At 42.1% G+C, this 22,175-nt stretch carries 24 protein-coding genes and 1 tRNA gene; 15 read left to right on the forward strand and 10 right to left on the reverse strand.

Going from position 1 to position 22,175, the window contains the following annotated elements:
* The first annotated feature begins 26 nt into the window (after nucleotides 1-26).
* A complete protein-coding gene (locus tag Q4549_RS10620; protein ID WP_303551761.1) occupies nucleotides 27-581 on the forward strand; it encodes an acyloxyacyl hydrolase in 555 nt (184 codons plus the stop codon).
* Here the strand turns inward: Q4549_RS10620 and Q4549_RS10625 are convergent.
* From Q4549_RS10625 to Q4549_RS10635, 3 genes are all read right to left on the reverse strand, one after another.
* A complete protein-coding gene (locus Q4549_RS10625; protein WP_303551758.1) occupies nucleotides 552-1,427 on the reverse strand; it encodes an alpha/beta hydrolase in 876 nt (291 codons plus the stop codon). The genes Q4549_RS10620 and Q4549_RS10625 overlap by 30 nt on opposite strands.
* Nucleotides 1,428-1,547: 120 nt before the next feature.
* The gene (locus Q4549_RS10630) at nucleotides 1,548-2,732 is read right to left on the reverse strand and encodes an amino acid aminotransferase (protein ID WP_303551755.1); all 1,185 of its coding nucleotides are present in this window, start codon (nucleotides 2,730-2,732) and stop codon (nucleotides 1,548-1,550) included.
* Nucleotides 2,733-2,734: 2 nt separating this feature from the next.
* On the reverse strand, nucleotides 2,735-3,730 hold the full coding sequence (locus tag Q4549_RS10635) for a DMT family transporter (RefSeq protein WP_303551752.1): 996 nt from the start codon (nucleotides 3,728-3,730) through the stop codon (nucleotides 2,735-2,737).
* 141 nt (nucleotides 3,731-3,871) lie between these two features.
* On the opposite strand from Q4549_RS10635, the gene Q4549_RS10640 reads away from it, so the two are divergent.
* On the forward strand, nucleotides 3,872-4,321 hold the full coding sequence (locus Q4549_RS10640; RefSeq protein ID WP_303551749.1) for an Lrp/AsnC family transcriptional regulator: 450 nt from the start codon (nucleotides 3,872-3,874) through the stop codon (nucleotides 4,319-4,321).
* 270 nt (nucleotides 4,322-4,591) lie between these two features.
* Complete coding sequence (locus tag Q4549_RS10645) at nucleotides 4,592-5,824, forward strand: site-specific integrase (protein ID WP_303551746.1); 1,233 nt, start codon at nucleotides 4,592-4,594, stop codon at nucleotides 5,822-5,824.
* Between the two features lie 440 nt (nucleotides 5,825-6,264).
* Here the strand turns inward: Q4549_RS10645 and Q4549_RS10650 are convergent, their stop codons facing one another.
* Nucleotides 6,265-6,594, reverse strand: coding sequence for a hypothetical protein (locus Q4549_RS10650; RefSeq protein ID WP_303551743.1), 330 nt, complete (start codon nucleotides 6,592-6,594; stop codon nucleotides 6,265-6,267).
* Between the two features lie 306 nt (nucleotides 6,595-6,900).
* Between Q4549_RS10650 and Q4549_RS10655 the strand changes: the two genes are divergently transcribed.
* The 4 genes from Q4549_RS10655 to Q4549_RS10670 are packed head-to-tail and all read left to right on the forward strand — an operon-like array spanning nucleotide 6,901 to nucleotide 8,711.
* Nucleotides 6,901-7,383: a hypothetical protein gene (locus Q4549_RS10655; protein ID WP_303551740.1), complete on the forward strand. Its 483-nt coding sequence runs from the start codon at nucleotides 6,901-6,903 to the stop codon at nucleotides 7,381-7,383.
* Nucleotides 7,384-7,405: 22 nt separating this feature from the next.
* Nucleotides 7,406-7,915 (forward strand): hypothetical protein, encoded by a 510-nt coding sequence (locus Q4549_RS10660; RefSeq protein ID WP_303551737.1) that lies wholly within the window; start codon nucleotides 7,406-7,408, stop codon nucleotides 7,913-7,915.
* 7 nt (nucleotides 7,916-7,922) lie between these two features.
* On the forward strand, nucleotides 7,923-8,414 hold the full coding sequence (locus Q4549_RS10665; protein WP_303551735.1) for a hypothetical protein: 492 nt from the start codon (nucleotides 7,923-7,925) through the stop codon (nucleotides 8,412-8,414).
* A gap of 36 nt (nucleotides 8,415-8,450) precedes the next feature.
* Nucleotides 8,451-8,711, forward strand: a complete 261-nt coding sequence (locus Q4549_RS10670; RefSeq protein WP_303551732.1) for a hypothetical protein — start codon at nucleotides 8,451-8,453, stop codon at nucleotides 8,709-8,711.
* A 226-nt stretch (nucleotides 8,712-8,937) separates the two neighbouring features.
* Here Q4549_RS10670 and Q4549_RS10675 read toward each other — a convergent pair whose 3' ends face one another.
* On the reverse strand, nucleotides 8,938-9,525 hold the full coding sequence (locus tag Q4549_RS10675) for a cold shock domain-containing protein (protein WP_303551730.1): 588 nt from the start codon (nucleotides 9,523-9,525) through the stop codon (nucleotides 8,938-8,940).
* A 185-nt stretch (nucleotides 9,526-9,710) separates the two neighbouring features.
* On the opposite strand from Q4549_RS10675, the gene Q4549_RS10680 reads away from it, so the two are divergent.
* The 8 genes from Q4549_RS10680 to Q4549_RS10715 all read left to right on the forward strand — a co-directional run bounded on the left by Q4549_RS10680 (nucleotide 9,711) and on the right by Q4549_RS10715 (nucleotide 17,227).
* Nucleotides 9,711-10,151, forward strand: coding sequence for a hypothetical protein (locus Q4549_RS10680; protein WP_303551729.1), 441 nt, complete (start codon nucleotides 9,711-9,713; stop codon nucleotides 10,149-10,151).
* 55 nt (nucleotides 10,152-10,206) lie between these two features.
* Nucleotides 10,207-11,133 carry a hypothetical protein gene (locus Q4549_RS10685; RefSeq protein WP_303551727.1) on the forward strand — a complete coding sequence of 309 codons (927 nt, stop codon included), beginning with the start codon at nucleotides 10,207-10,209 and terminating at the stop codon, nucleotides 11,131-11,133.
* A gap of 81 nt (nucleotides 11,134-11,214) precedes the next feature.
* Nucleotides 11,215-11,466, forward strand: a complete 252-nt coding sequence (locus Q4549_RS10690) for an AlpA family transcriptional regulator (RefSeq protein WP_221074760.1) — start codon at nucleotides 11,215-11,217, stop codon at nucleotides 11,464-11,466.
* Nucleotides 11,459-11,725 carry a hypothetical protein gene (locus Q4549_RS10695; RefSeq protein WP_303551719.1) on the forward strand — a complete coding sequence of 89 codons (267 nt, stop codon included), beginning with the start codon at nucleotides 11,459-11,461 and terminating at the stop codon, nucleotides 11,723-11,725. Before Q4549_RS10690 ends, Q4549_RS10695 begins: the two co-directional genes overlap by 8 nt.
* Nucleotides 11,712-13,295, forward strand: coding sequence for a replication endonuclease (locus Q4549_RS10700; RefSeq protein ID WP_303551717.1), 1,584 nt, complete (start codon nucleotides 11,712-11,714; stop codon nucleotides 13,293-13,295). The genes Q4549_RS10695 and Q4549_RS10700 overlap by 14 nt, the downstream gene beginning before the upstream one ends.
* Before the next feature lie 188 nt (nucleotides 13,296-13,483).
* Nucleotides 13,484-15,070, forward strand: a complete 1,587-nt coding sequence (gene drt4 / locus Q4549_RS10705) for an antiviral reverse transcriptase Drt4 (protein ID WP_303551714.1) — start codon at nucleotides 13,484-13,486, stop codon at nucleotides 15,068-15,070.
* 137 nt (nucleotides 15,071-15,207) lie between these two features.
* Nucleotides 15,208-16,371, forward strand: coding sequence for a hypothetical protein (locus Q4549_RS10710; protein ID WP_303551711.1), 1,164 nt, complete (start codon nucleotides 15,208-15,210; stop codon nucleotides 16,369-16,371).
* A gap of 103 nt (nucleotides 16,372-16,474) precedes the next feature.
* On the forward strand, nucleotides 16,475-17,227 hold the full coding sequence (locus Q4549_RS10715; RefSeq protein WP_303551708.1) for a nuclease-related domain-containing protein: 753 nt from the start codon (nucleotides 16,475-16,477) through the stop codon (nucleotides 17,225-17,227).
* 115 nt (nucleotides 17,228-17,342) lie between these two features.
* Here the strand turns inward: Q4549_RS10715 and Q4549_RS10720 are convergent.
* The 5 genes from Q4549_RS10720 to rpsU form a co-directional block, all read right to left on the reverse strand.
* Nucleotides 17,343-17,419, reverse strand: a tRNA-Ile gene (locus Q4549_RS10720).
* A 111-nt stretch (nucleotides 17,420-17,530) separates the two neighbouring features.
* Complete coding sequence (gene rpoD / locus Q4549_RS10725; RefSeq protein ID WP_137675402.1) at nucleotides 17,531-19,354, reverse strand: RNA polymerase sigma factor RpoD; 1,824 nt, start codon at nucleotides 19,352-19,354, stop codon at nucleotides 17,531-17,533.
* Between the two features lie 147 nt (nucleotides 19,355-19,501).
* Nucleotides 19,502-21,268 carry a DNA primase gene (gene dnaG, locus Q4549_RS10730; RefSeq protein ID WP_303551707.1) on the reverse strand — a complete coding sequence of 589 codons (1,767 nt, stop codon included), beginning with the start codon at nucleotides 21,266-21,268 and terminating at the stop codon, nucleotides 19,502-19,504.
* A gap of 85 nt (nucleotides 21,269-21,353) precedes the next feature.
* Nucleotides 21,354-21,797, reverse strand: a complete 444-nt coding sequence (locus Q4549_RS10735) for a GatB/YqeY domain-containing protein (RefSeq protein ID WP_137675400.1) — start codon at nucleotides 21,795-21,797, stop codon at nucleotides 21,354-21,356.
* Nucleotides 21,798-21,813: 16 nt separating this feature from the next.
* Nucleotides 21,814-22,029: a 30S ribosomal protein S21 gene (gene rpsU / locus Q4549_RS10740; protein ID WP_016403353.1), complete on the reverse strand. Its 216-nt coding sequence runs from the start codon at nucleotides 22,027-22,029 to the stop codon at nucleotides 21,814-21,816.
* Nucleotides 22,030-22,175: the final 146 nt, after the last annotated feature.

The following is a 22,175-nucleotide window of genomic DNA, read 5'->3' on the forward strand; positions in this document are numbered from 1 at the left end:
TGATTCTTCTTATAAGAGTGACAAGGATGACTCTACACTTTCTTCGCGATCTTCTTCACGCAGTGTTACTACTTTTAAGCTTTAGCGTAACTGCAGCCAACCAAACTAATCTGCTTAGCGCTAATGTAGGCTATGGGCCACAGCCAAGTGCAGATGTAAATCAGCGCAATTACACTGTAGGGCTAGACTATGAGTTTTATCGCTATAAACGTAGCGCAAAGCAGTGGTTAAGCTTAGGTGTCGGATACAGCTATGTGGGGACGGATTATGAGCATAATCGGTCTTTGCATGCGGTTTCTTTATACCCTCAATTAACCTTGCTGGCTGAACCATACGGTGAATTTCAGCCTTGGTTTTTTGTTAGGGCGCTAGGGCCCACTTACCTTAGTGAGAAAAGCTTAGGTACGCGAAATCAAGCCAAGCACTTTGCATTTCAAGCGCAAGTTGGGGCAGGGGTAAACCACTTTCCCACTAATTGGATGTTTGCTTTATCTTATAAACACTTTTCAAATGCTAACCTGTATCAACCGAATGACGGGATTGATATTCCTTTAGTTATCAACCTTGGAAAGCGATTCTAAAGAATTATTTTGGGTGGATATCTCATCAAAGTAACTCAATAATAGCGGCCTATTTGAGGCTGATTCCGGGGTGAATGTTCTAGCGTGATCACAGCCTTGAAGTAACTCTAATGATTTTTCAACATCACTGCTTTGGTACATTTTTTCACTAAACTGCCAAGGGATTAAGGCGTCACTTTCGCAATGCACAAATAATATTTGGGTATTGTTTAGCTGGTGCAGTCTAGGCAAAGGGTCGTGACTAGTATCTATCACAATCGGAATTAACCAAGAGCCAAGAAAGCCCAGACTACTTTTCTCAACTACGTGCTGAGCGACGGCGGGAAAGCTGTGGAAAGACGAATCAACAACCACTAGCTCAAACATATCTCGCTGTTCCGAATCGAGCAGGCCATCTAACATAACCGCCCCGCCCAAAGAAGTACCGATAGATATTAATGTGTAGTTTTCTAAAGATGAAAACTGTTGCTCTACGAAGCGAAATACCGTTTTTGCATCAGCTTGCAGATTGTCAAAATTAGGCTCACCACTAGAGTTGCCGTAGCCAGAATAGTCAAATAGTAGTAAATCGTATTGTTGGTCTGTTACCCAAAGGTATTTTTCTACCGTTTCGCTGATGTTGCCGGCATTGCCGTGAAAATGAACCACTAAACCTTTGCTTTTTGCACTTTCAGATGAGATGAAAACAGTGTGTAGTTGGTTTCCAGAATCAGATTCGATGAAGAAACTGTCATAGGTTTTGCCTGGTAATGACATTTCACCACCAAGTTTCGGGTTGTAGTAAGGAGAATGGCTACAGCCTACTAAGCTAAAAAAGAATAAAAAAAGTATGCTTAATATTTTCATACCCTACATCTCCATAAACAAACATCTTGCTTTAATAACTCGAGATATTTGTAAATAGATCAGTAAGGTGCGTTTTAAATTTTTAGCGAGTTCGTGCTAGTTATTCTAATATCACTATCGCTATACGCCCACAGCAAGGCAAGCTTCCACTAAACGGGGGATCTGTTGCTGCGCTAAACCTGCAATGTTAATGCGCCCGCCACCCACAATGTAAATTGCGTGTTGTTCACGCAGCTGCTCGGTGTGCTGGTGGCTAAAACCCGTTAGCGAGAACATGCCTTGGTGCTGGGTAAAGTAACTAAAACGCTCACTGTTAGATTGCAGATTAAACTCATCAGCCAGGTTTTGTCGCAAACTACGCATACGCAGGCTCATTTGATTTAACTCATTTTCCCATTGAGCTTTTAGCTCGCTGTTATTTAGAATCTCAGACACTATAGATGCGCCCCAGTTGGGCGGCATGGTGTAACTTCTGCGCGCTAACTCAAACAGCTTGCCTCTGGCATTTGTGGCTTGTTGTAAGGTTTCTCCCACTACTATCGCCACGCCACTGCGTTCACGATATAAACCAAAGCTTTTAGAATTTGAGCTAGCAAGTAGCAGCTCTGGCACACGGTTAGCTAAATAGCTTAAGCCTTTAATGTCTTCTTCCAAGCCTTGGCCAAAGCCTTGATAAGCTAAGTCTACAAAGGGTAAAAAACCATTCTTAAGCGCCAGTTCGGTAATACTTTGCCACGCGGAAAAAGAGATATCGGCCCCTGTGGGGTTATGACAGCAACCATGCAGTAGCAGTATGTCATCAGGCCCAAGTTTAGAGACTTGCTCTAACATAGCGGCTTCATCAACCTGCTTACTCACGGGATTAAAATACGGGTAAAGCGCCACCTTTAAGCCTGCCGCTTGCATAATTGGTTGATGATTTACGTAGCTAGGGTTTGATAACCACACCGTAGCGTTAGGTTTGGCGCTGGCAATTAAATCGGCTAACAAGCGCAGTGCTCCGCTGGCGCCAGGGGTTTGCATAGCGATTGACCGCGAATAAGCGGCATTGCCTGTAAGTAGTAAATCTAACATGGCTTGGTTGTATTCAGCGTTACCAGCTAACCCTATGTAGGCTTGAGTGGTTTGCTGTGCTAACAAACGGTTTTGTGCTGCGGTTACCGCCTGCATCACTGGTGTTTGGCCTTGTTCGTTGCGATACACCCCGATCCCTAAGTCAATTTTGTTATCACGAGGATCGGCTTTATAGGCTATGCCTAAGGATAAAATAGGATCATCTTTAGCAATCGGGAGGTCTTCAAACATAGTCATTCCTTTAAACGAGATAGCGAGATAGTTTGGTCTGGCTTTTTAAACCATCCGCTGGCGGTAATCACACCTAATACAGTGCTTATCATACCTATAATTGTTAGTAGATCGAGGCTTTCAGCAAATAGCCAATAAGCAAACATTGAGGCAAATACAGGCGTTAGTGAACCTAAGGCTGAGCTTAGCTCTGCGCCTAATCGAGTTATGGCATAGCCGTAGCAAAAACTGGCCAACAAACCCACTCCAAGCCCTTGTACCAGCATTTGTGCCGCTAAGGCTTGCCAAGGTAGTTGAGTAAAGCCCCAAGTGTGAGAGCCGGAGCTGATAAGATAAATCAATAGCATTGCAGCATTAGGTACCGTAACTACGGCAGCTGTTTCTAAGGGCTTTAAACCACTTTGCCTAGCGCAAATGGTAAATACTGCCCATAAAACGCTCGCGACTAAAAATATTAGCTGCCCTAATATTTGTTGTGAGTTTACTTGCTGCCAACTACTCGTCAGCAACAGTATTACTCCCACGCCAATAGCGCTTAAGCCAAGTTTTTTAAACGATTCAAAAGGTTGCTTAAACACGAGTACCGCAATAGCCGTTACAAAGAGAGGTGCAACCCCCGGCACCAAGGTACTGCCATGCGCAACGGGCGCAAAACCCATGGCTACCGCAGACCCTAGAAAAAATGGCAAACCAGCTCCAATTACCATTCCAGCTAAATAAACCCACGGTACTTGGCGAATGCGCTGCCAACGTTTTATCAGTAAGGGGCTAAGCAATAATCCTGGAATCACATAACGAAACAAGCTCAGCTCAAGTAAGCTTAAGGGCGATAACGCACTACTTCGCAAGGATATAAAGTAAGCAGACCAAATCAATACCGTGGCCATTACCGCTAACAAGCCTAAACGCCGTTGCTGCTGGCTACTTTGAATAGCTTGCACAAGAGGCCTGCCAGAGTAGTGGTGTTTAACATGTGTCAATGATTGAGGTATTTGCATAGGAGCCCTCCTTGGTTACCTCTTTATTATTACTAATTAACAACAGTGATAATTGGCACTTTGATTCAGTAAAGAAGACTTAATTGGCTCTAAGTGTTAGATTTTACTTATTAAGTGATGTTTTGAGCTAATGAGGGCTGCGTGAACAATGTTGATAAAGAGCTACTTTATTTAATTCAGCGAGACAGCAGAATAACCACCGCCGAACTGGCTGATAAAGTGGGGCTATCGCCATCACCCGTTGCAAGGCGATTGAGGTTACTAGAAGACCAAGGGTTTATAGAAGGCTACCGAGCTCACTTAAGTAAATCTAAATTGGGCTTAAACATTACCACCTTTGTGCATGTGCGTTTAAAAGAGCATCAAGACGCACCTGTAATGGCCTTTGAATCAGCGGTGAGTGATATGGCTGCTGTGGTTAGCTGCCATACGGTATCGGGTGCTTTTGACTACTTGCTACAAGTACTTACAGCGGATTTAGTCGCCTACGAACAATGGGTAAGGGAGCTACAACGTTTGCCAATGGTAAGCCAAGTAGACAGCAGCTTTGCGATTCGAGAAGTGAAAAACCAACAAGCTTTGCCGATTTAGTCATCGCTAGTTACAAAAAAGGCGTAACACTGAGTGTTACGCCTTTTTTAATATGGTGGCCCTTCACAGACTTGAACTGTGGACCTAACGATTATGAGTCCGATTTAGGGGTGTTTTAGGGTATATTGCAGTGAACAATAATGAACAAAGAAGCGATATTTTGTATTTATTTATCAGTATCTTAGCGTGTTGCTGTTTGTTCACTGAATAATATTGAAAAACACTGTTATACTGCCAATCTGCTACATATTTGCTACACAGGATTTGCACTTGGCTATTACAGGAAAGATAGGCACATCAACGCTTAAGGCGCTTTCTCCTGCCGATAAACGCATAAATGACACCGAAATAAAGGGCTTTCATGCGCGGATTTCGTCCTCTGGGGCAATAAATTACTACCTTTATTACCGAATTAACGGTAAACAAGTCAATTTTTTACTGGGTAAAGCAGGGCATATTAGCCCTGTTCAAGCTCGCGATTTGGCAAAACAAAAAGTGGGAGAGGTTGCTGCTGGCAAAGATGTGCAGCTAGAGAAGCAAATCCTAAAGCGCAAGGTAGCCGCCGAGAAATTCACCCGCTTTGCCACCTATGTAGAAAACAAATATCATCCTTGGTTAGTTACCAACAATACTCGTACTGCAAACCAAATTAAGAATGTATTGCTGAAAAACTTTGCGTGCTTAGCTGATAAACAGCTTGCAGAGATTAGCGCGTGGGATATTGAGAAATGGCGCTCAGAGCGTAAAAAGAAAGGCGCTTCAATGGCGACCATTAACTACAACGTGAACACCTTAAAAGGTGCGCTTAGTAGAGCCGTTGATTGGGGGATTATTGAGTCTCACGAGTTGAGTAAAGTAAAAGCCTATAAATTGGATAACTCTAGAGTGCGTTATCTCAATGATGATGAAGAAGCCCTGTTGCTAGGAGCTTTGCGCCAACGAGATAAAACCACTAAAGCAAAACGGAACAGTGGTAATGCCTTTAGAGAGCAACGCGGTTATGAGCTACTACCAAGCTTAGATAACTGCCGTTTTGCCGACCATATTGAACCTATAGTGCTTATGGCGATGAATACAGGCATGCGTAGAGGCGAGATCTTAGGGTTAAAGTGGACAGATATAGATTTAAATATCCCCAGCTTAACCATTCGTGGTGAAGCGGCTAAATCAGGTAAAACCCGCCATATTCCTTTAAACCCAACAGTGCAGCAAGTCATTCAAGATTGGCGCAAGCAAACTACCAGTAAACTTTATGTATTTGAGAGCGAAGAGGGCAAAGCGCTAACCGATATTAAAAAAGGGTGGGCTAAGGTGGTTGAGCTAGCCGAACTAGAAGATTTTAACTTCCATGATTTACGCCACCACTTCGCTAGTAAGCTAGTGATGAAGAGTGTCGATTTAAACACTGTTCGCGAATTACTCGGCCATGCTGATATGAATATGACATTGCGTTACGCCCATTTAGCACCAGAACATAAAGCGGCAGCGGTTAATCTTCTTTAGGTTGAATGCGCCAGTTTAGTCTGGCGCTATGTTTTTCTTGAAATAGTAATTGTAAATGCGGTGCTTACAATCCGGTTCAGCTAAATTATTGGTTGCACCGATCGCAAACGTACATGACTCAAGGACAACATAGAAAAAAATTAGATTTGTTTCAATTGGGTGTTCTAACAAATTTTCTATAAAAACACTATTTCCAAAGCACTCAACCATTACAAGGCTTTCTCGATATAGTCGTATGTTTGATACCTCCCATCCATTTAGCCTATCGAGATTATCCAAGTGTCTCACCCCAAGAACTTTTTCAGGAAAGTTTAAGCACGTTTTACATTTTCGCTTTACTGACAAGAATTCTAGCGTTGATGTAACTATTTCCTTGTTATAGTTTTCTATTTTTGAATCTTTTTCCATCATAGTACCCTTGTAGCTTACCTAATGAATAACTATAAGTTGCATCCGCATCTACCCGTTTTGGGATTTATATGCCCCCCACATGCAATGCATTCAGTGATACCGATCTCATCGACAATTTTATTGTCTGTAAATCTTGGTTCGTTACTTAAACTATCTTCATTTACGTCTGGGATTTCATTGCAAGCCTCTAAAGCTAGCTGCTTAGCGTGACTCAGTAGCTGTAGTCCTTTCTTGAACCTATCTTGAGCAGCAAGTGCTTCATTTTCGTTCGAGTCAATAAGTGAGCTAGCTAGAACACGAAATAAGTTAGCGATTTGCGCTGAATATGCAGAGTCAATAGATGATTTAAGTAAATTCATATCCACACCTTTTACGAGTTTATTATTTTTTATATCAACAATATCAAGAATAGTAATAAATAACCTATGCGGTTGTTTTTTGACCGTTCACTTGATCGCCATCAAGTTTAATAAGGGAGCTTCTATGTGGTGGGGGGCTCTATCATCTGGAACTATAGCTACTCCTTGGTAAAGGCTATCATCATCACAAAAATTGATGTGACGAGTTAGCATTTTAGAAACGCTAATGATAGCTTGGTTATTAGTGTTCTTTGTCATTACAATTTGAGTTACTATATAGCTTTAAACTATCAAGTAGTTACAAGCATGAGCAAAGCAAGAGTTTTTAGAACGCAGGTTATAAAGCCTGTTCTTTTGAAGATTGGTGGTGCCAACTTAGCAGCAGAAGAACTCCTTTTAGGTACTGCTGTGCAAGAAAGTCTCAATTTCATGTATCGAAGTCAGGTTGGAGGTGGCCCAGCTAAGGGTTATTTTCAGATGGAACCTGCTACACATGATGATATTTGGGATAACTTTTTGAAGTACCGTAAAGGCCTCGCGAAAGACGTAATCTCATTTCTGAGTTCTCCCAACGCTAACAAAATTACTGAGCTAGAAAATAACGATAAGTACGCAGCTGCTATGGCTAGGGTTCACTATATGCGTGTTCCTGCTGCACTGCCAAAAGTTGGAGATATTAAAGCCCAAGCTAGGTACTGGAAGCAATATTACAACACGCCTTTAGGCAAAGGGCTTCCGCATGAGTACATCGACAAGTGGAATAAATACGTTGCTCCTGTAACTCCATAGATTGTAGAGCCGATAGATAATTATGAGTATAAGAAAGATATTAGCCGTAGCTTGTGTTAGTGCAGGAGTATTGCTGAGTAACATTAGTTGTGCGAGTAGTGAAAACGTCGTTACTTCAGCGTCTAATGGCAAAAGCTATCATCACCTGAAGCTTTCATTGAATGACCAAAGCATTAGTTCAATAAAAGAGTTTAGCGCGGATCAGTTTGTTATGAACGGCGGACAATTCGAGGTGAGGGTTCTACAAAACTCTTTCCCTATAAAAGCCCCTAACTGTAAAGGTGATTTGATCCTTAGAATGCCTTGGACAAACTCAGACTTAAGTGCAGCTGAGGTTTTCATTGATGAAAAATACAATGTGTACAAAGCGATTGTAGGTGCGTCAAAAAGTGAGGGTAGTAATGTCGATGTTTACCTCGAGCTAAACCCTTATGTTCAAATGACGGGCGATGATTTTGAGCTAACAGAGTGCAATGTGTTTTTTAGACATGCTAATGGTCAGTACATTCCTAAAACTGGAACGTTAAATTAAGGTAGGTATGAGGGTAAAGGTTGGTCTACTGTTTTTAGGGGGACTCTTTTGGTTATCAGGTTGCTATAGCGATGAACCCAAAGAAAGTAACTTTATTGAGTACTCCCGTAGTGTTGAAAAATTAGCACTATTTGTGAATCTTGATGGATTAGATATCGAATCAGTATATTGGACTTCTGGGCCAGTTATTCGTGAAAATGATAGCTTTTTGCCATCTAGTAATGATTGGTGGCTTAATGCAGTAATAAATATCTACAGTGAGCAAAAGGTCGAAGAGATAACGCAAGGGTGCAAGTTCTTATACTCCATTAATGACGGAGAAATAGATTCTGATTTTGTAGACGATACTATTCGAAAGCTAACCAGCAACCCCAATTTTTTTAGCGCTCCTATAGAAGTTTTTGATGCGTGTAGGTTTAGGTCTAGTGCTTTACCAGACGGAGTTTTAGTTAAAGATGTCAACAGCAATCAAGTTTTGGTAAGGCTTTTTGTTAACTGACTTATCCAAGCTAAAATGTGCTTCACAAGGACTAACATGAAACAGTTTTTGCTTATTGCTAGCTCGTTCCTCATCTTTGGATGCACTCAGTCATCGATAGAAGATAAGATTATCGTTTTACCTTACAACGCTTTTGGACCACCTTCTATGAGCAGCCATTTATTGGGTGTGGAGTGGTTTCAGTGGCAGTCGCATGGTGACTCAAGACCTCGCGAATACCCGGTGAAAGTTGTTGTTTATAAGGATGCGTCTTTAGAAGAGTTAGCAGCTGCTTATCTAATTGATGAGGCTTTATAAAAAGACTTCAGGTATGTTGAATATACAGCTGCGATAAACTATTTCGATAAAAATGTTCACGCACTAGAGGAAATGGCTAAAGAGGGGTTTCTAATGGGAGATCTTTCTAGCGAATTGGTAGAAACCAAATCTCTAATTGTGGAAGCATTAGGTAAATAGATTCTAAATCACTCTCTAAAAGTGAGTCTTCAACTGTTAAGCATGAAGACTCGTACTTATCCTTAGCTCAATTCCAGAATGAAGTACAGTGCTGCCGCTCGCATGGCACTCCATCGCCATCACCGTCTATTTTAGTATTAGGGCAGTTTGCCAAGTAGAATTTGGCTTCCTCACAAGAAACCATTTGGCTGCAATGCGTTTTCCCTTCACAGCTAAAGTTGCCACTGGTCGAAAAGCTTGAAGAACTATCCAATGTAGAGCTTTCTATATTGGGGATAAGCGGTGGGCTCTCAGTAGTCGAGTATTGAGGAGCAAATGATTGATACAGAAAAATAGCACCTATAACCGCAAGAACCGGAATCAATTTTGCCAATACACTTGGCTTTTTATTGCGAGCTAATTTCCTTTGTTGGGAATGGTTATAAGGCTTATTGGAACTAGTGGGCGTAAGCCCTTGAATACTGCAATTGTAGGCTTTGGTTTTTCCATTTGGTTGGTGCTCAATCTGAAATAAAATGGTGTCGCCAACTTGTGGCTTTCTGGGCATTAGTTTCAAAGATGAAATATGGATAAACACATCGTTGGGCTTTCCGGTTAAGGATATAAAGCCAAACCCTTTGGCATCATCCCATTTTTTTAATACGCCTGTTTCCATTTTAGCTACCGCTTTTCTGAACCGTGATTAACGTTATACAAAATTGCCAAGTGATAATCTTGATGAATATCAACTAGCTTGATGCTTGTTCTTTATTTTCATGCTGTTAGTGTATCTAATTGAGTCTTAAGTAAACAGCGAAGTTGTGGTTTAGTTGTTCTGAAGAAAGGCAGGGAGCTCGTATAATGGATAAGAATGTTGTAATTGGTTTATTGGGTAGCGCCATATTGGCTTACATCGTTCCTAAGTTAGCTCCTTATATAGACTCAATTGTTAAGAAACTCTCAAATTTTCTCGTCAGGGATGTTCCTACTGGTATAAAGGGCGTTTTTCGTAAAAGAAGGCTTAATAGACTTAAAGGCATTTTGGAAATTAGATTCAATGATGATGCCGTTATGTTTCAAATGATGAAAGCACACACCTATTTTCTTCTCTTCTGGGGGGCTATAAGCTTCTATCTCATACTATTGTTTTTAGGGCCTCTAGTAACGTTAATAGAGGCAAGTAAATCTATAGCAATGATTAGTGTAATACCAATTTATGTGGCGGAGTATTTTTGGTTAGTCGAATCAAGAAAGGTGAAAAACTTGGTGAAAATGCGTGGGTATAAACGAATTACGCAATAGGTAAAGTAGCGTGTTTTCCCTACCTGTAAATAGCGGATGAACAAAAGGAGTTGTTTTGGAAAAGTTTATATCTTTATCTGAAGTTGGGAGTCATTCCAAGTTAACGGAAACGGAAGTTGTCCGAAGTGCTAATTTAGCTGAGCTTGAATGGGCTTGCTTTATCGGAAAAACCAAATCAATTCTTGGTGTGTTTTTCGAAGAAGGGTTCCGAGGGTTAGGAACCTACAATTACCGTGGTTGGGTGGGGATTCCTGCTGAGCATGCAGTAACGATTGTCGACGAGAAAAAAGTCCGATTACGTTTCGGACGAGCCATTGATATTACTGGGGCTGAGTTACTTTCAGCTCCTATTCCATATACCGTAAGTTTTCCAAATAAGCTTTATCGCGAATGGGGATACCCCCGAGAGTTAACAGAGTATCCCGTTATTCACATTTTCCCCTTTTTTGAGCAGGTTTTATCAGAAACTCATGACTGGGTTAAAGGTCTGGATATGATTCAGAACATGCTTGAAAAGGCCGCTCCTGCAGGCTATGAAACCGAACCCTTTGTAAGTGAGAGTTTAAGAGAAAAAGCGGAGCATACGCCAGAGCATGTATTGAAAGAGCACCCTTTCGAATTTGAGTACAAAGACCTAGGCATTAGCTTATCTTCATTGGCTAAGTTAGAGGCAGAGATCTTTGGTCCTGCAGATAAAGAACTGTTAACTGATGTTAAGTATGAAGAAGACAAGCAGCGTGTTTATGCAATTGATGAGGTATTGACCCGACTTTTTGAAGCGCATTCAGGAAAAAGTTCTACTAAGTTATGGGCCTTATTAAAAGCCGATGTAAATGAAGAGCTTTTTAGCTTTGACCAAAATGAGTTTATTCAAGAGATCGGTGATAAGTTCTTAGTTTGGTCTGATGCCTCAGAGAATGAGCGAAAGCTAACTAGGCGTAGTTTTGATAACAAAATGTCTGCTCTAAGAAAAAAATATTAATCATTTTTCTCACGGCTAGTCTCACGTGAGAAAAGTGAGAGTTTCAATGTACCTCGAAGTTAATCAATCGAGGTACATAGTATGGAACACACAACACGCAACACCGATAAACGAGTACTAACCGAACAAGAAACTGCTATCTACATTGGCATGAGCCGCTCTTATTTACGCCAAGCGCGTATGAGCGGAAACCGTGACAACCACACCCCTGCACCCCCTTTCATTAAAATTGGCCGAGCGGTTCGCTATTTACGCGAAGACTTAGACGCATGGCTTTGCAGCTTTCAACGCCTAGAGCATTTAGGCCAGTTGGGAGGTGTTGCTCATGTCTAGTTCAATTACTAATGAAGCATTAAGAATGCTGAGTGATTTTGCTAACGGCGCATGTATCAATTATTACGTGACGCCCGAAGGTGAACAAGTAAGAGAAAAGACCTGTAAGCGCCTATCTAAGCAATTTGATAAACGCACCTTTAATCGCTTAAAGGACTTAGGTTTGATTACTTTCTCTTCGGTTTACCATTGCGGCATTCAATGGCTGCAATACCGCATAAGCACCAAAGGTTGGGAGGTGTTTAATGCCCGTACCTGACCATGATGATAAAGCGTATGTGTTGCGTATCTTAGCCAGCTTTCCTACAGAGTTTAGAATGCCACTTATGGCGCAGTATCATGCTGCGCCAACTAAGCGAGATGCCAATATTGGCATCCGCACTACCCGCGATAATGTAGCCAAAGCCATTGGTGCTAAGCCCATAAGCTTAAACCTAGATTTGTGTGAAGAAGACTTAAGAAAAAAAGCCACTGAAAAGGCAGATAACTGCATTAGGCTTACACGCTTAAGTGATTCACCTAAAGCAGCCTATGAAGAAATAGTTGGTTACATACGGGTTAAAGGCATTGAGCCACCAACCCCGCGTATTTTACTGAAGGGTGACATTGATACCGCCGACACCGAAAAAGATGCGTACAAAGGGGCTATTAACCGCACTAAAAACAGTGGTTGGTGGCTTAGAAAGCTACGCCAGAAGCTGAATCAAGATATTGAAGCCACTGCGCAACACATAGGGCTAGTGAATAAAAGAAAGCAAATCTATTGCAGTAACATCACTCTTAACCGCCGAACAGCGCAATTGGCCTATCAAGATAAACTCATGTCTAGCTCGTTTGTGATAAACGATGCAGGGCAGCGTTACAGCTTAAAAGAGCTATCAGACCTTAATGTATCTAATCCCGAAATCCGCAGGCAAGAACTAATGGTAAGGGCGAGGGGTTTTCAAGAGCTAGCCGAAGAGCATAAACATGTTGGTTTGTTCTTAACGTTAACTTGTCCGTCTAAGTATCACTCTAGTTATGGTACAACCGGCCACCGTAATTCCAAGTGGGATGGTTCGCTGCCTAAAGATGGTCAACAATACTTACGCGATATCTATGCCAAAATTCGCGCCCAGCTCGATAGAGACAATATCAAACCCTATGGTATTAGAGTGGCCGAGCCACACCATGACGGTACACCGCATTGGCACTTACTGGTGTTTGTTGCCCCCGAACAAAAGCAGCGCATGTTAGACATTTACCGCCACTATGCCTTTGAAGAAGATGGTGATGAAAAGGGCGCAGACTTACATCGCTTTAAAGCAGTAGAAATAGACCCCAACAAAGGCAGTGCAGCAGGTTACTTAGCTAAATACGTCTCTAAGAACATAAACGGTAAATCACTAGAGTGTGGCATACATGGAGAAGAGCCAATAGAGGCCGCCGCAAGGGTTAACGCTTGGGCAGCTTGTTGGAAGATAAGGCAGTTTCAACAAGTGGGCGGGGCATCGGTCACTGTATGGCGTGAGCTACGCAGACTAAAAAAGGTTTGCCGGTTTGATGAAACGATACAGCAAGCCTTTAAAGCGGCTGATACCGCTAACTGGAAAGAGTTTACTAAGGTCATGGGCGGCGTGTGGTGCAAGCTAGCCAACAGGCCATTAAGGGTGTACTACCAACAAACCGTAGACACCGAAACCGGTGAATGTAAAACCAACGCCTATGGCGATGTATTTGTTAAACGGCTTAAAGGGGTGCTTTACCAAGGCTTAGAGATTATCACCCGCCATTTTGAATGGCAGGTGGTTAGAGGCTCTAGCTCTTCGGCTTTACTTGGAGTTCTGTAAATAACTGTACAGAAAAGTGTAAATTGTATTTGCCTCAGCAAAGTGAGAATCGAATCAACTAAACTCATAAGCGGAATGTTTAAATTATCAATAGATTTCATTTGGAAGTAAGCGGAAGCAAACACTTTTCTTACTAGTTCTATGGCATGATTATGCTATTCAACTTGTAGTGGCATAGCGATTATCAGATGGACGACTATACAAAAAGAAAGTTCTATAAGGCTCTGACTAGGTATAACTACTTCCCGAATCAAAAATCTAGTATTGGAGAGCTCCCTCCTCTTCTTAGCACAAGGCAGTTCACACCAGAGATTTGCGAGGCGTTAGCTGAATTAAATGAATCAAAGACTCGCGAAGGCTATGGTTATGATGTCGTGACCTATAACGCAACCAGATATAACAACGCGTTTCGTGAACTCTCGCTGATTCATCCGAAAGCCTATTCATTACTGGCTAAACATCTGCATGACCATTGGGACAAGATCGAACCATTCACTACCAGCGAAAGCAGCATGATTAAACCTGAAGAGCATGAAGATGGCCGCATCATGGTTATGAACTATGAAGACCCTATTGAGAAAACTACTCGCGCTCTTACAGAAAGCTTTGGCAAACGTTATCAGGTAAAAGCAGATATTTCGAACTGTTTTAATAGTATTTACTCTCATGCAATCGCATGGGGACTCGTAGGTTTCGAGTACGCAAAAACTAACCGACAACCACATCTTTGGTTCAATTTGGTAGATAAGTATCAAAGGAAGTGTAAGCGTAATGAAACTCAAGGCATTCCTATCGGCTCCGCTACGTCCAACATTACTTTAGAAATCATTCTTGGAAAAGTCGATGAAGAACTGCGTGATGCTGGTTATTCCTTCCATCGATATGTAGACGATTACAGTTGTTATTGTGATACGAACGAGCAAGCCCACCAGTTCTTACTTTTGCTAGGTAATCTCCTATCGCAGTACAAATTATCCCTGAATATTCACAAAACACAGGTTATTGAACAACCTGCTCCAGACCAAGACGTGTGGGTATTGGAATTATTAGGAAATTTACCTAGCCGTTTGAGCAAAGCTCACGATGAGGAACCAAAACTAACTGCATCAGAGGCAATAACATTCATTAACCATGCCCTAAGAGTGAATAAGCAAACTCCTGATGGTAGTGTATTGAAATATGCAGTTCAGCTAATAGTCCACTTTCTTGATGAGCAAGCGCCTTCAACTGTTTATATCTCAGTACTTAATCTCTCTTGGCACTATCCGATCCTCATCCCTTATCTAGATTTGCTAATTGAGAAATCCAATATTGATAAGCAGGATATTGATAATCAGATGAATACTTTAATTATCGAGAACTGTAAGCACCGTCGCTCTGATGGTATTTGTTGGCCTCTTAATATCTTGAAGAAACAAGGTATTGCTCCATCTAATCAAGTTATCGATGCGATTATCGAAAGTGAAGATTGTGTTGCTATGACTATCCTAAACTCTATGCTAATTGGTAATCAGAAAATTATTGATTTTGCCGATAGCGTCATTCGAACCAAAGACAATTACTACATCGACACATACTGGCTTCTGCTATATCAACTGTTCAGAGATGGCGATATCAGAAACGCATACGGCAATATTAGAATCTTCGATGTCCTAAAAGATAATGATGTTGACTTTATCCCTAGCGAAGAGCTAACCGAAGCTGAGTTGCGTTGCTCGACAATCGAAGCTGCGTTTATCTTTGGCCCTATGAAAAACGAAGAGCCTGCGTTCTAAATCTATTTTAGTGGCGGCTTCCAAGAGGCTACTTCGCTGCAGGCTTACTGATTCGTTTGTCTCTTTGTTAATTTTGTTGATTCCGATAATAAACATACTGTTGACTGTATATGAGTGTGGGGACAATCGAGTAATTTATGGATTTTGGAAAACATAAAGAAACTAGGCACCTTAAGCCTCTTCAAGTTCCTAACAAGGAAAAGCTACTTCTCGATGTGTCCAATATCGAAGACAGTTTCACTGGAAGAGCTGATGCTAGTGTTGCAAACACCTTTATATTCGAAGCGAGTCACCTGATTGTTAATAGCCTTGCTTTGTTCGAACAGGGGTACTTTGACTGTGCGTTTTACTCTCTGCGGCAGTCATTAGAAGTAGCAATGACAATGATGTACCTTTTTGATTCTGAAGAAGTTGTAAGGAAACGAGAGCTAGAGAAATGGAGAGGTGAACAACACTTTCCAATGTATGCAGGCATGGCTAAGTACTTAGAATCAAATGAGAGTCAATTTAAGGATATCAAGAACAAACTTTCTGAGTTTTTTGAAGAGGCAGAGAAAGTTAAAAAGCGTCTGAATAAGTATGTTCACAAGCAGGGCTTTGATAAGTTTTACGCTAGTCGAAATCACGCACTAACCCGTATCAAAGGCAAGTTTGATGATGAAGCGTTCACTAATGAATTTATCGAATATGTCGAGAGTTGTATTGGAACTGTTGCTGTTATGAGGTTAGCGATAGATCCAATGCCAGTGTTGCTAAACGATGAAGAGATCTATGCTAGAACTGTAGACACAATGACTTACCCATACTCCGATAAGTTCATTAACAAATACATTGGTGTTGATGCAATCGAGAAGTACAAGTTAACATCAATGTATTCACAGCACTACGACTGTTTTATGCAAGAAGAGAAGCAAAATGAAGCGGTAAGCTGGATATTCAAAGACAAGTTTATTGATATTAAAAGAGCAGATGAAATTTTAGCGCAAGGCCATCTCTTGTCTCAAGTGGAATTACTAGGGGTTATTGCACTCCAAAATATTGAGAGTGTGACCAAGTTCTATACTTGTGGGGGATTTATAATGTACTTCTCAAATAGAGACACTCTAAGACAAAAGCTTGAGTGGAACACTCGGCAGTTTGATAACTTTCTGGCGACAAAGCCTAGCTCTAATCAACCATTCGATGAAGTGTTCATATCAACTTTCAATCTACCAGAAGGCGAAATTTTTCTGGAGCATAATCATCCTATTACGGGAAATGATATCTACAACATTGAGCACCTTATCCGCTCATTTAAATAAAAAATACTTACCTAATCTGACTCTGAGGGAGTTTAGTGATCACTAAATACCTTCTGAAGTTAAATTGGATAGAATACTCGCCTTTTGGAGAAACTTAGAAACAATGCTTACGATTCACTGGTTGTTGATCTTATTGGTGCTATGTTCATTCTTACTTCGAACAGCTTGGTTTAAAGGTTGGTTTGGAGAGCTGTTATTGAGCTTGTCCTTTAAGTTCTTTCTTGATGGTAAATTATACAAGCTAGTTAATGATGTAACACTACACTGTGAAGATGGCACGACTCAGATTGACCATGTTTTGATTTCCCCTTTCGGTGTTTTTGTTGTTGAAACAAAGAACATGAAGGGTTGGATCTTTGGAAGTGAGCACCAGAAGCAATGGACGCAGCAGATTTACCGCCACCGCAGTAAGTTTCAAAATCCCCTGCACCAAAACTACAAACACCTTAAAGCCCTAGAATCAGCTCTTGATTTAAAGCCTACTGATTTATTCTCTGTAGTGTGTTTTGTCGGTGACGCCACCTTCAAAACGGCTATGCCTGTAAATGTAACGCATATACGTGGTTGCTTGCGCTTCATTCGTTCGAAGCAGGAGAGAGTGTTCACTGAATCAGAAGTTGAAGCGCTTGTTGTTAAGCTTGAGGAATTGAAACTTAAAAGAGGCCTTAGAACGTCACTTAAGCACAAGGCGAATGTTCGTGAGTTGGTGGCTGAAAAAAGCCGTCAGAGGCTATCTGGTGAGACCTGTCCAAAATGTGGGGCAGAGTTGGTAGAACGACTGGCAAAGCGTGGTAAGAATGCTGGGAATGCGTTTATCGGCTGTTCAGCCTATCCCCGTTGTAAATTTACTCAGTAATTTTAAGAAGTATGCGAGATAGCAGTTTTTTGCCTGAAATCTGCTACATATTTGCTACACAGAGAGCAGAAATAGAAAAGGCGTAGTGGTTACTAACCTTCTACGCCTTTGTATATGGTGGCCCTTCACAGACTTGAACTGTGGACCTAACGATTATGAGTCGTGTGCTCTAACCAGCTGAGCTAAAGGGCCAAATTGAGTGTTGCGAGCTTAGCTCAAACAACGAGGCTGGATTATAAAAAAACATCTCAGCCTTGTCTATGCGTTTGAATCTAAGCGCTTATTTATTCGCCGTTTAGCGGCCTATTCGTCTAAGAAACTGCGTAGTTGCTCAGAACGAGAAGGGTGACGAAGCTTGCGAAGTGCTTTGGCTTCAATTTGACGAATACGCTCACGGGTTACGTCAAACTGTTTACCTACTTCTTCAAGAGTATGGTCGGTGTTCATGCCAATACCAAAACGCATACGTAGTACTTTAGCTTCACGCGGGGTTAGGCCTGCTAGTACTTCTTGAGTGGCAAACTTAAGGTTCTCACCGGTCGCTGCGTCTACTGGCATCGACAGAGTAGTATCCTCAATAAAGTCACCTAAGTGCGAATCTTCATCATCACCAATAGGTGTTTCCATGGAGATTGGCTCTTTAGCAATTTTAAGTACCTTACGGATCTTGTCTTCAGGCATTAACATACGTTCAGCCAATTCTTCTGGAGTAGGCTCACGACCCATCTCTTGAAGCATTTGACGGCTAATACGGTTTAGCTTGTTAATGGTTTCGATCATGTGAACCGGGATACGAATAGTACGTGCCTGGTCTGCAATTGAGCGAGTGATTGCCTGACGGATCCACCAAGTAGCGTATGTAGAGAATTTGTAACCACGACGGTATTCAAATTTATCTACGGCCTTCATTAGGCCAATGTTACCTTCTTGGATAAGGTCTAAGAACTGCAAACCACGGTTGGTGTATTTCTTCGCAATAGAAATTACCAAACGTAAGTTAGCTTCAACCATTTCTTTCTTTGCACGGCGAGCTTTCGCTTCACCAATGCTCATACGGCGGTTGATATCTTTAATGTTGTTAATGGTTAAGCCTGTTTCTTCTTCAACACTTTTCAGTTTGAAGATACAACGGCGAACTTCTTCGTCTACGGCCATTAACGCTGGTGCGTAGTCTTTGGCAGACGTTTTATGTTCGTTAAACCATGTTTCGTTTGTTTCGTCTTTAGAGAAGGCTTTAACAAAGGTGCCTTTTGGCATTTTGCCTTGCTCAACACATAATTTAAGAATTAGGCGCTCTTGAGTACGAACTCGTTCCATCATGGTACGCATGCTGGCAACAAGCTTATCAAACAGTTTTGGTACTAGGCGGAACGTGTGGAAAATTTCGCTTAGTTCAAAAATCTCTTTGGTGGCACGGGCAGACATACGGCCGTGCTTTTCAATCGCTTTATGCGTTTTATCGTATTGGTCACGAAGGGTTTCGAAGCGCTCTTTCACCAATTCTGGGTCAAGACCTGTGTCTTCTTCTTCCTCGTCTTCATCTTCGTCTTCGTCTTCAAGATCTTTTTCTTCAAGCTCTGAACCGATGTGAGTAGCAGTAGGTGCTGCTTCGGCTACTTCGTCTTCGTCGATGAAACTATTTACGATGTCGCTAATTTTTAGCTCTTCTGCTTGGTACTGGTCGTACATTTCAAGCAAGATAGAGATGGTTTCTGGATACTCAGAAACACTGCGTTGAACTTCGTTAATGCCTTCTTCAATACGCTTGGCGATGTCGATTTCGCCCTCACGAGTAAGCAGTTCAACGGTACCCATTTCACGCATGTACATACGTACTGGGTCGGTAGTTCGGCCTAATTCTGATTCTACCGTTGCAAGCGCTTGAGCCGCGGCTTCTGCTGCGTCTTCATCGGTAGTATTTTCCGCCAACAATAAGTCATCGGCATCGGGTGCATTTTCATGTACCTGGATACCCATGTCGTTGATCATTTGAATGATATCTTCAACTTGATCGGAATCTACGATATCAGCAGGTAAATGGTCATTTACCTCTGCATAAGTTAAGTAGCCTTGCTCTTTACCTTTTGCGAGAAGGAGTTTGAGTTGAGACTGTGGGGTTTGTTCCATAGATGTCATCCGAAGTAGATTAAGCTAGCAAAACCATAAACGTAAGCGCTATAAGCGCAAACGAAGAATTATATCAAGTATGGGTTAAAATTTCTATATCAAGGGCATTTAACCAAAAACTTTTTGTTTATTACTTAGTCAGCCCATTTAAGGCTTTAATTCCACTACTAATTGCAGCATTTCACGTTTTTCTTCGACACTCAGTGTTCCGTTTAGTGATTTCACGTTGAGTTGGTCGTAACGCTGCAATAGTAATTTTTCGACAAAACTGGCAATAATATCTTGCAGCTCGTCTGGGTAACCTGATTCATCAATTTCTAAATTATAGCCAGCCAGCGCACTCAAGTGCTTTTGCTCTGGTTGGTCTCGCCAGCGTTCTAATAACTGGGCGGTAGTGATATCTGTCTTTTTGTGTATCTCGGCAATAATGGCCAATAGTAAGGGCATGCCCTTAATGTTGACTTGCCTTAGCTGTTCCGGAGGCGGTAAGTCATTGGCGATAGCAGGGCGCTGCAAAATCATCGCAATGGCTTTTCGCATTGGCGTTAAGCTCATTTTAGCGGTGGCATTGGGCTTACTGCGCTCCGCTTGTTTTAGCTGCGCCAGTTCTTTTTCCAGTTGGCTACGAATCATTCGATTCTGGGTGGCCAATTCTGTCAGCAAGGTTTCTTTATAAAATGCGGCATTTACCTGCGAGATAAGCTCGTAAGCTCGAGAGGCTAAATGGCTTTTTCCTGCGTCGGTAGTAATGTCTATTTCTTGGCTTAGGCGCTCGAACAAAAAGCGCGATAATGGCATCGCATCGCGCATACGTTGCTCGAAGCCGTCTTTGCCCTCTTGGCGTACCAAGGTATCTGGGTCTTCACCATCAGGTAAAAACATAAACTTAAGTTCTACGTTGTCACGTAAATGAGGCAAGGCGTTTTCTAAGGCGCGCCATGCTGCATCGCGTCCGGCTCGGTCGCCGTCGTAACAACAAATAATTTGGCTACTGGTTCTAAACAGTGTTTGTAAATGTTCCGGCGTCGTTGAAGTACCTAGCGAAGCTACTGCATAGTCAATATCAAATTGAGCTAACGAGACTACGTCCATATAGCCTTCAACCACCAGTATTTGTGGTATTTGCTTATGTGCTTGGCGAACTTCGTACAAGCCATATAGCTCGCGGCCTTTGTGAAATACGCTAGTTTCGGGCGAGTTTAAATACTTTGGTGTGCCATCACCAAATACTCGACCTCCAAAGCCAATATAACGGCCGCGTTTATCCCGAATAGGAAACATAACGCGATCGCGAAAGCGATCGTAACGGCGGCCTTTGTCGTTTTCTATCGATAAGCCAGCATCAACCAATTGTTGGCTTGCTTGCTTAGAGCCGCCTAGTGCTTTTCCTAAGGCGTCCCATTCGTCGGGCGCATATCCAATAGAGAAGCGTTGGACCACTTCGCCACTTAGGCCGCGACTTTTTAAATAGTCGATCACTTGCTGCTTGTTGGGGTGAACCCGCAACTGCTGTTGAAAAAAGCGGCTAGCATGGCCAATAAGCTCGTATAAATCTTTACTGGCTTGGCGCTGTTGCTGGTTTTTTGCTTTATCAAATTTGCTGTTGTTGCTATTTTCCCGCTCTACTTCCACACCCATTTGGCTGGCGAGATCTTCAATGGCATCAACAAACTCTAGTTTGTCGTACTCCATTAAAAAACTGATTGCATTGCCATGTGCGCCACAACCAAAGCAGTGATAAAACTGTTTGTCTTGGCTTACGGTAAAAGAGGGGGATTTTTCATTATGAAAAGGGCAGCAAGCAGAATAGTTTTTTCCGGCTTTTTTAAGACGTACACGCTGATCGATAAGGCTAACAATATCGGTACGAGCCAATAAGTCATCGATAAACTGTTGCGGTATTCTTCCGGCCATTCACTACCATCTTCAGTATTACAAAAAACAAACAAGCCGTGAACTCAATGAGAACACGGCTTGTTCGAGTATCTAAGTGACGGGTTTAGGCTAGTTGTTTGCGAACAGCAGTGCTAATAGCACCCATGTCTGCACGGCCTGTTACCTGAGGTTTCAGGATGCCCATCACTTTACCCATATCTTGCATTCCTGCAGCACCAGATTTGGCAATGGCGTCTTCGATTAACGAAGCCACTTCTTGCTCATTAAGCGCTTTAGGAAGGAACGTCTCCAAGATGTCTATCTCGGCGAGTTCTTTATCAGCTAAGTCTTGACGTTCAGCGGCCGAAAATTGTTCGGCTGCGTCTTTGCGTTGTTTTACTTGTTTAACAACAATGCTCAGGATCTGATCATCGTCTAAAGTAATGCGCTCATCAATTTCGACTTGCTTAACCGCCGCAAGCAACATGCGAAGTGTGCCAAGACGTAATTTGTCTTTGGCACGCATTGCTGCTTTTTGTTCGTCTTGTAGCGTCGCTTTTAATGACATAGGTTATTATCAGCGCTTAGTACAAGCGAACGCGACGTGCGTTTTCACGAGCTAATTTCTTAGCGTGACGTTTAACAGCAGACGCTTTAGCACGTTTACGAGCTGTAGTTGGCTTCTCATAGAATTCGCGACGACGAACTTCAGAAAGAATGCCTGCTTTCTCGCAAGAGCGCTTGAAACGACGTAGAGCTACGTCAAATGGTTCGTTTTCACGTACTTTAACGATTGGCATATGCCTATCACCTTCCGGTTTATTAACGGCCGAACAAAAATCAGCCTGAGTGTTTAAAAATGGTGCGGAATTTTAAGCCGAACTAGGGGGCAATGTAAAGCCTATTTGTAATCCACTGGTGAAATAAGCTTCGAGCAAGTAAGATA

Origin of the sequence: Agarivorans sp. 2_MG-2023 (genome assembly GCF_030548085.1) — a bacterium.
In the GTDB taxonomy this organism is placed as follows: Bacteria; Pseudomonadota; Gammaproteobacteria; order Enterobacterales; family Celerinatantimonadaceae; genus Agarivorans.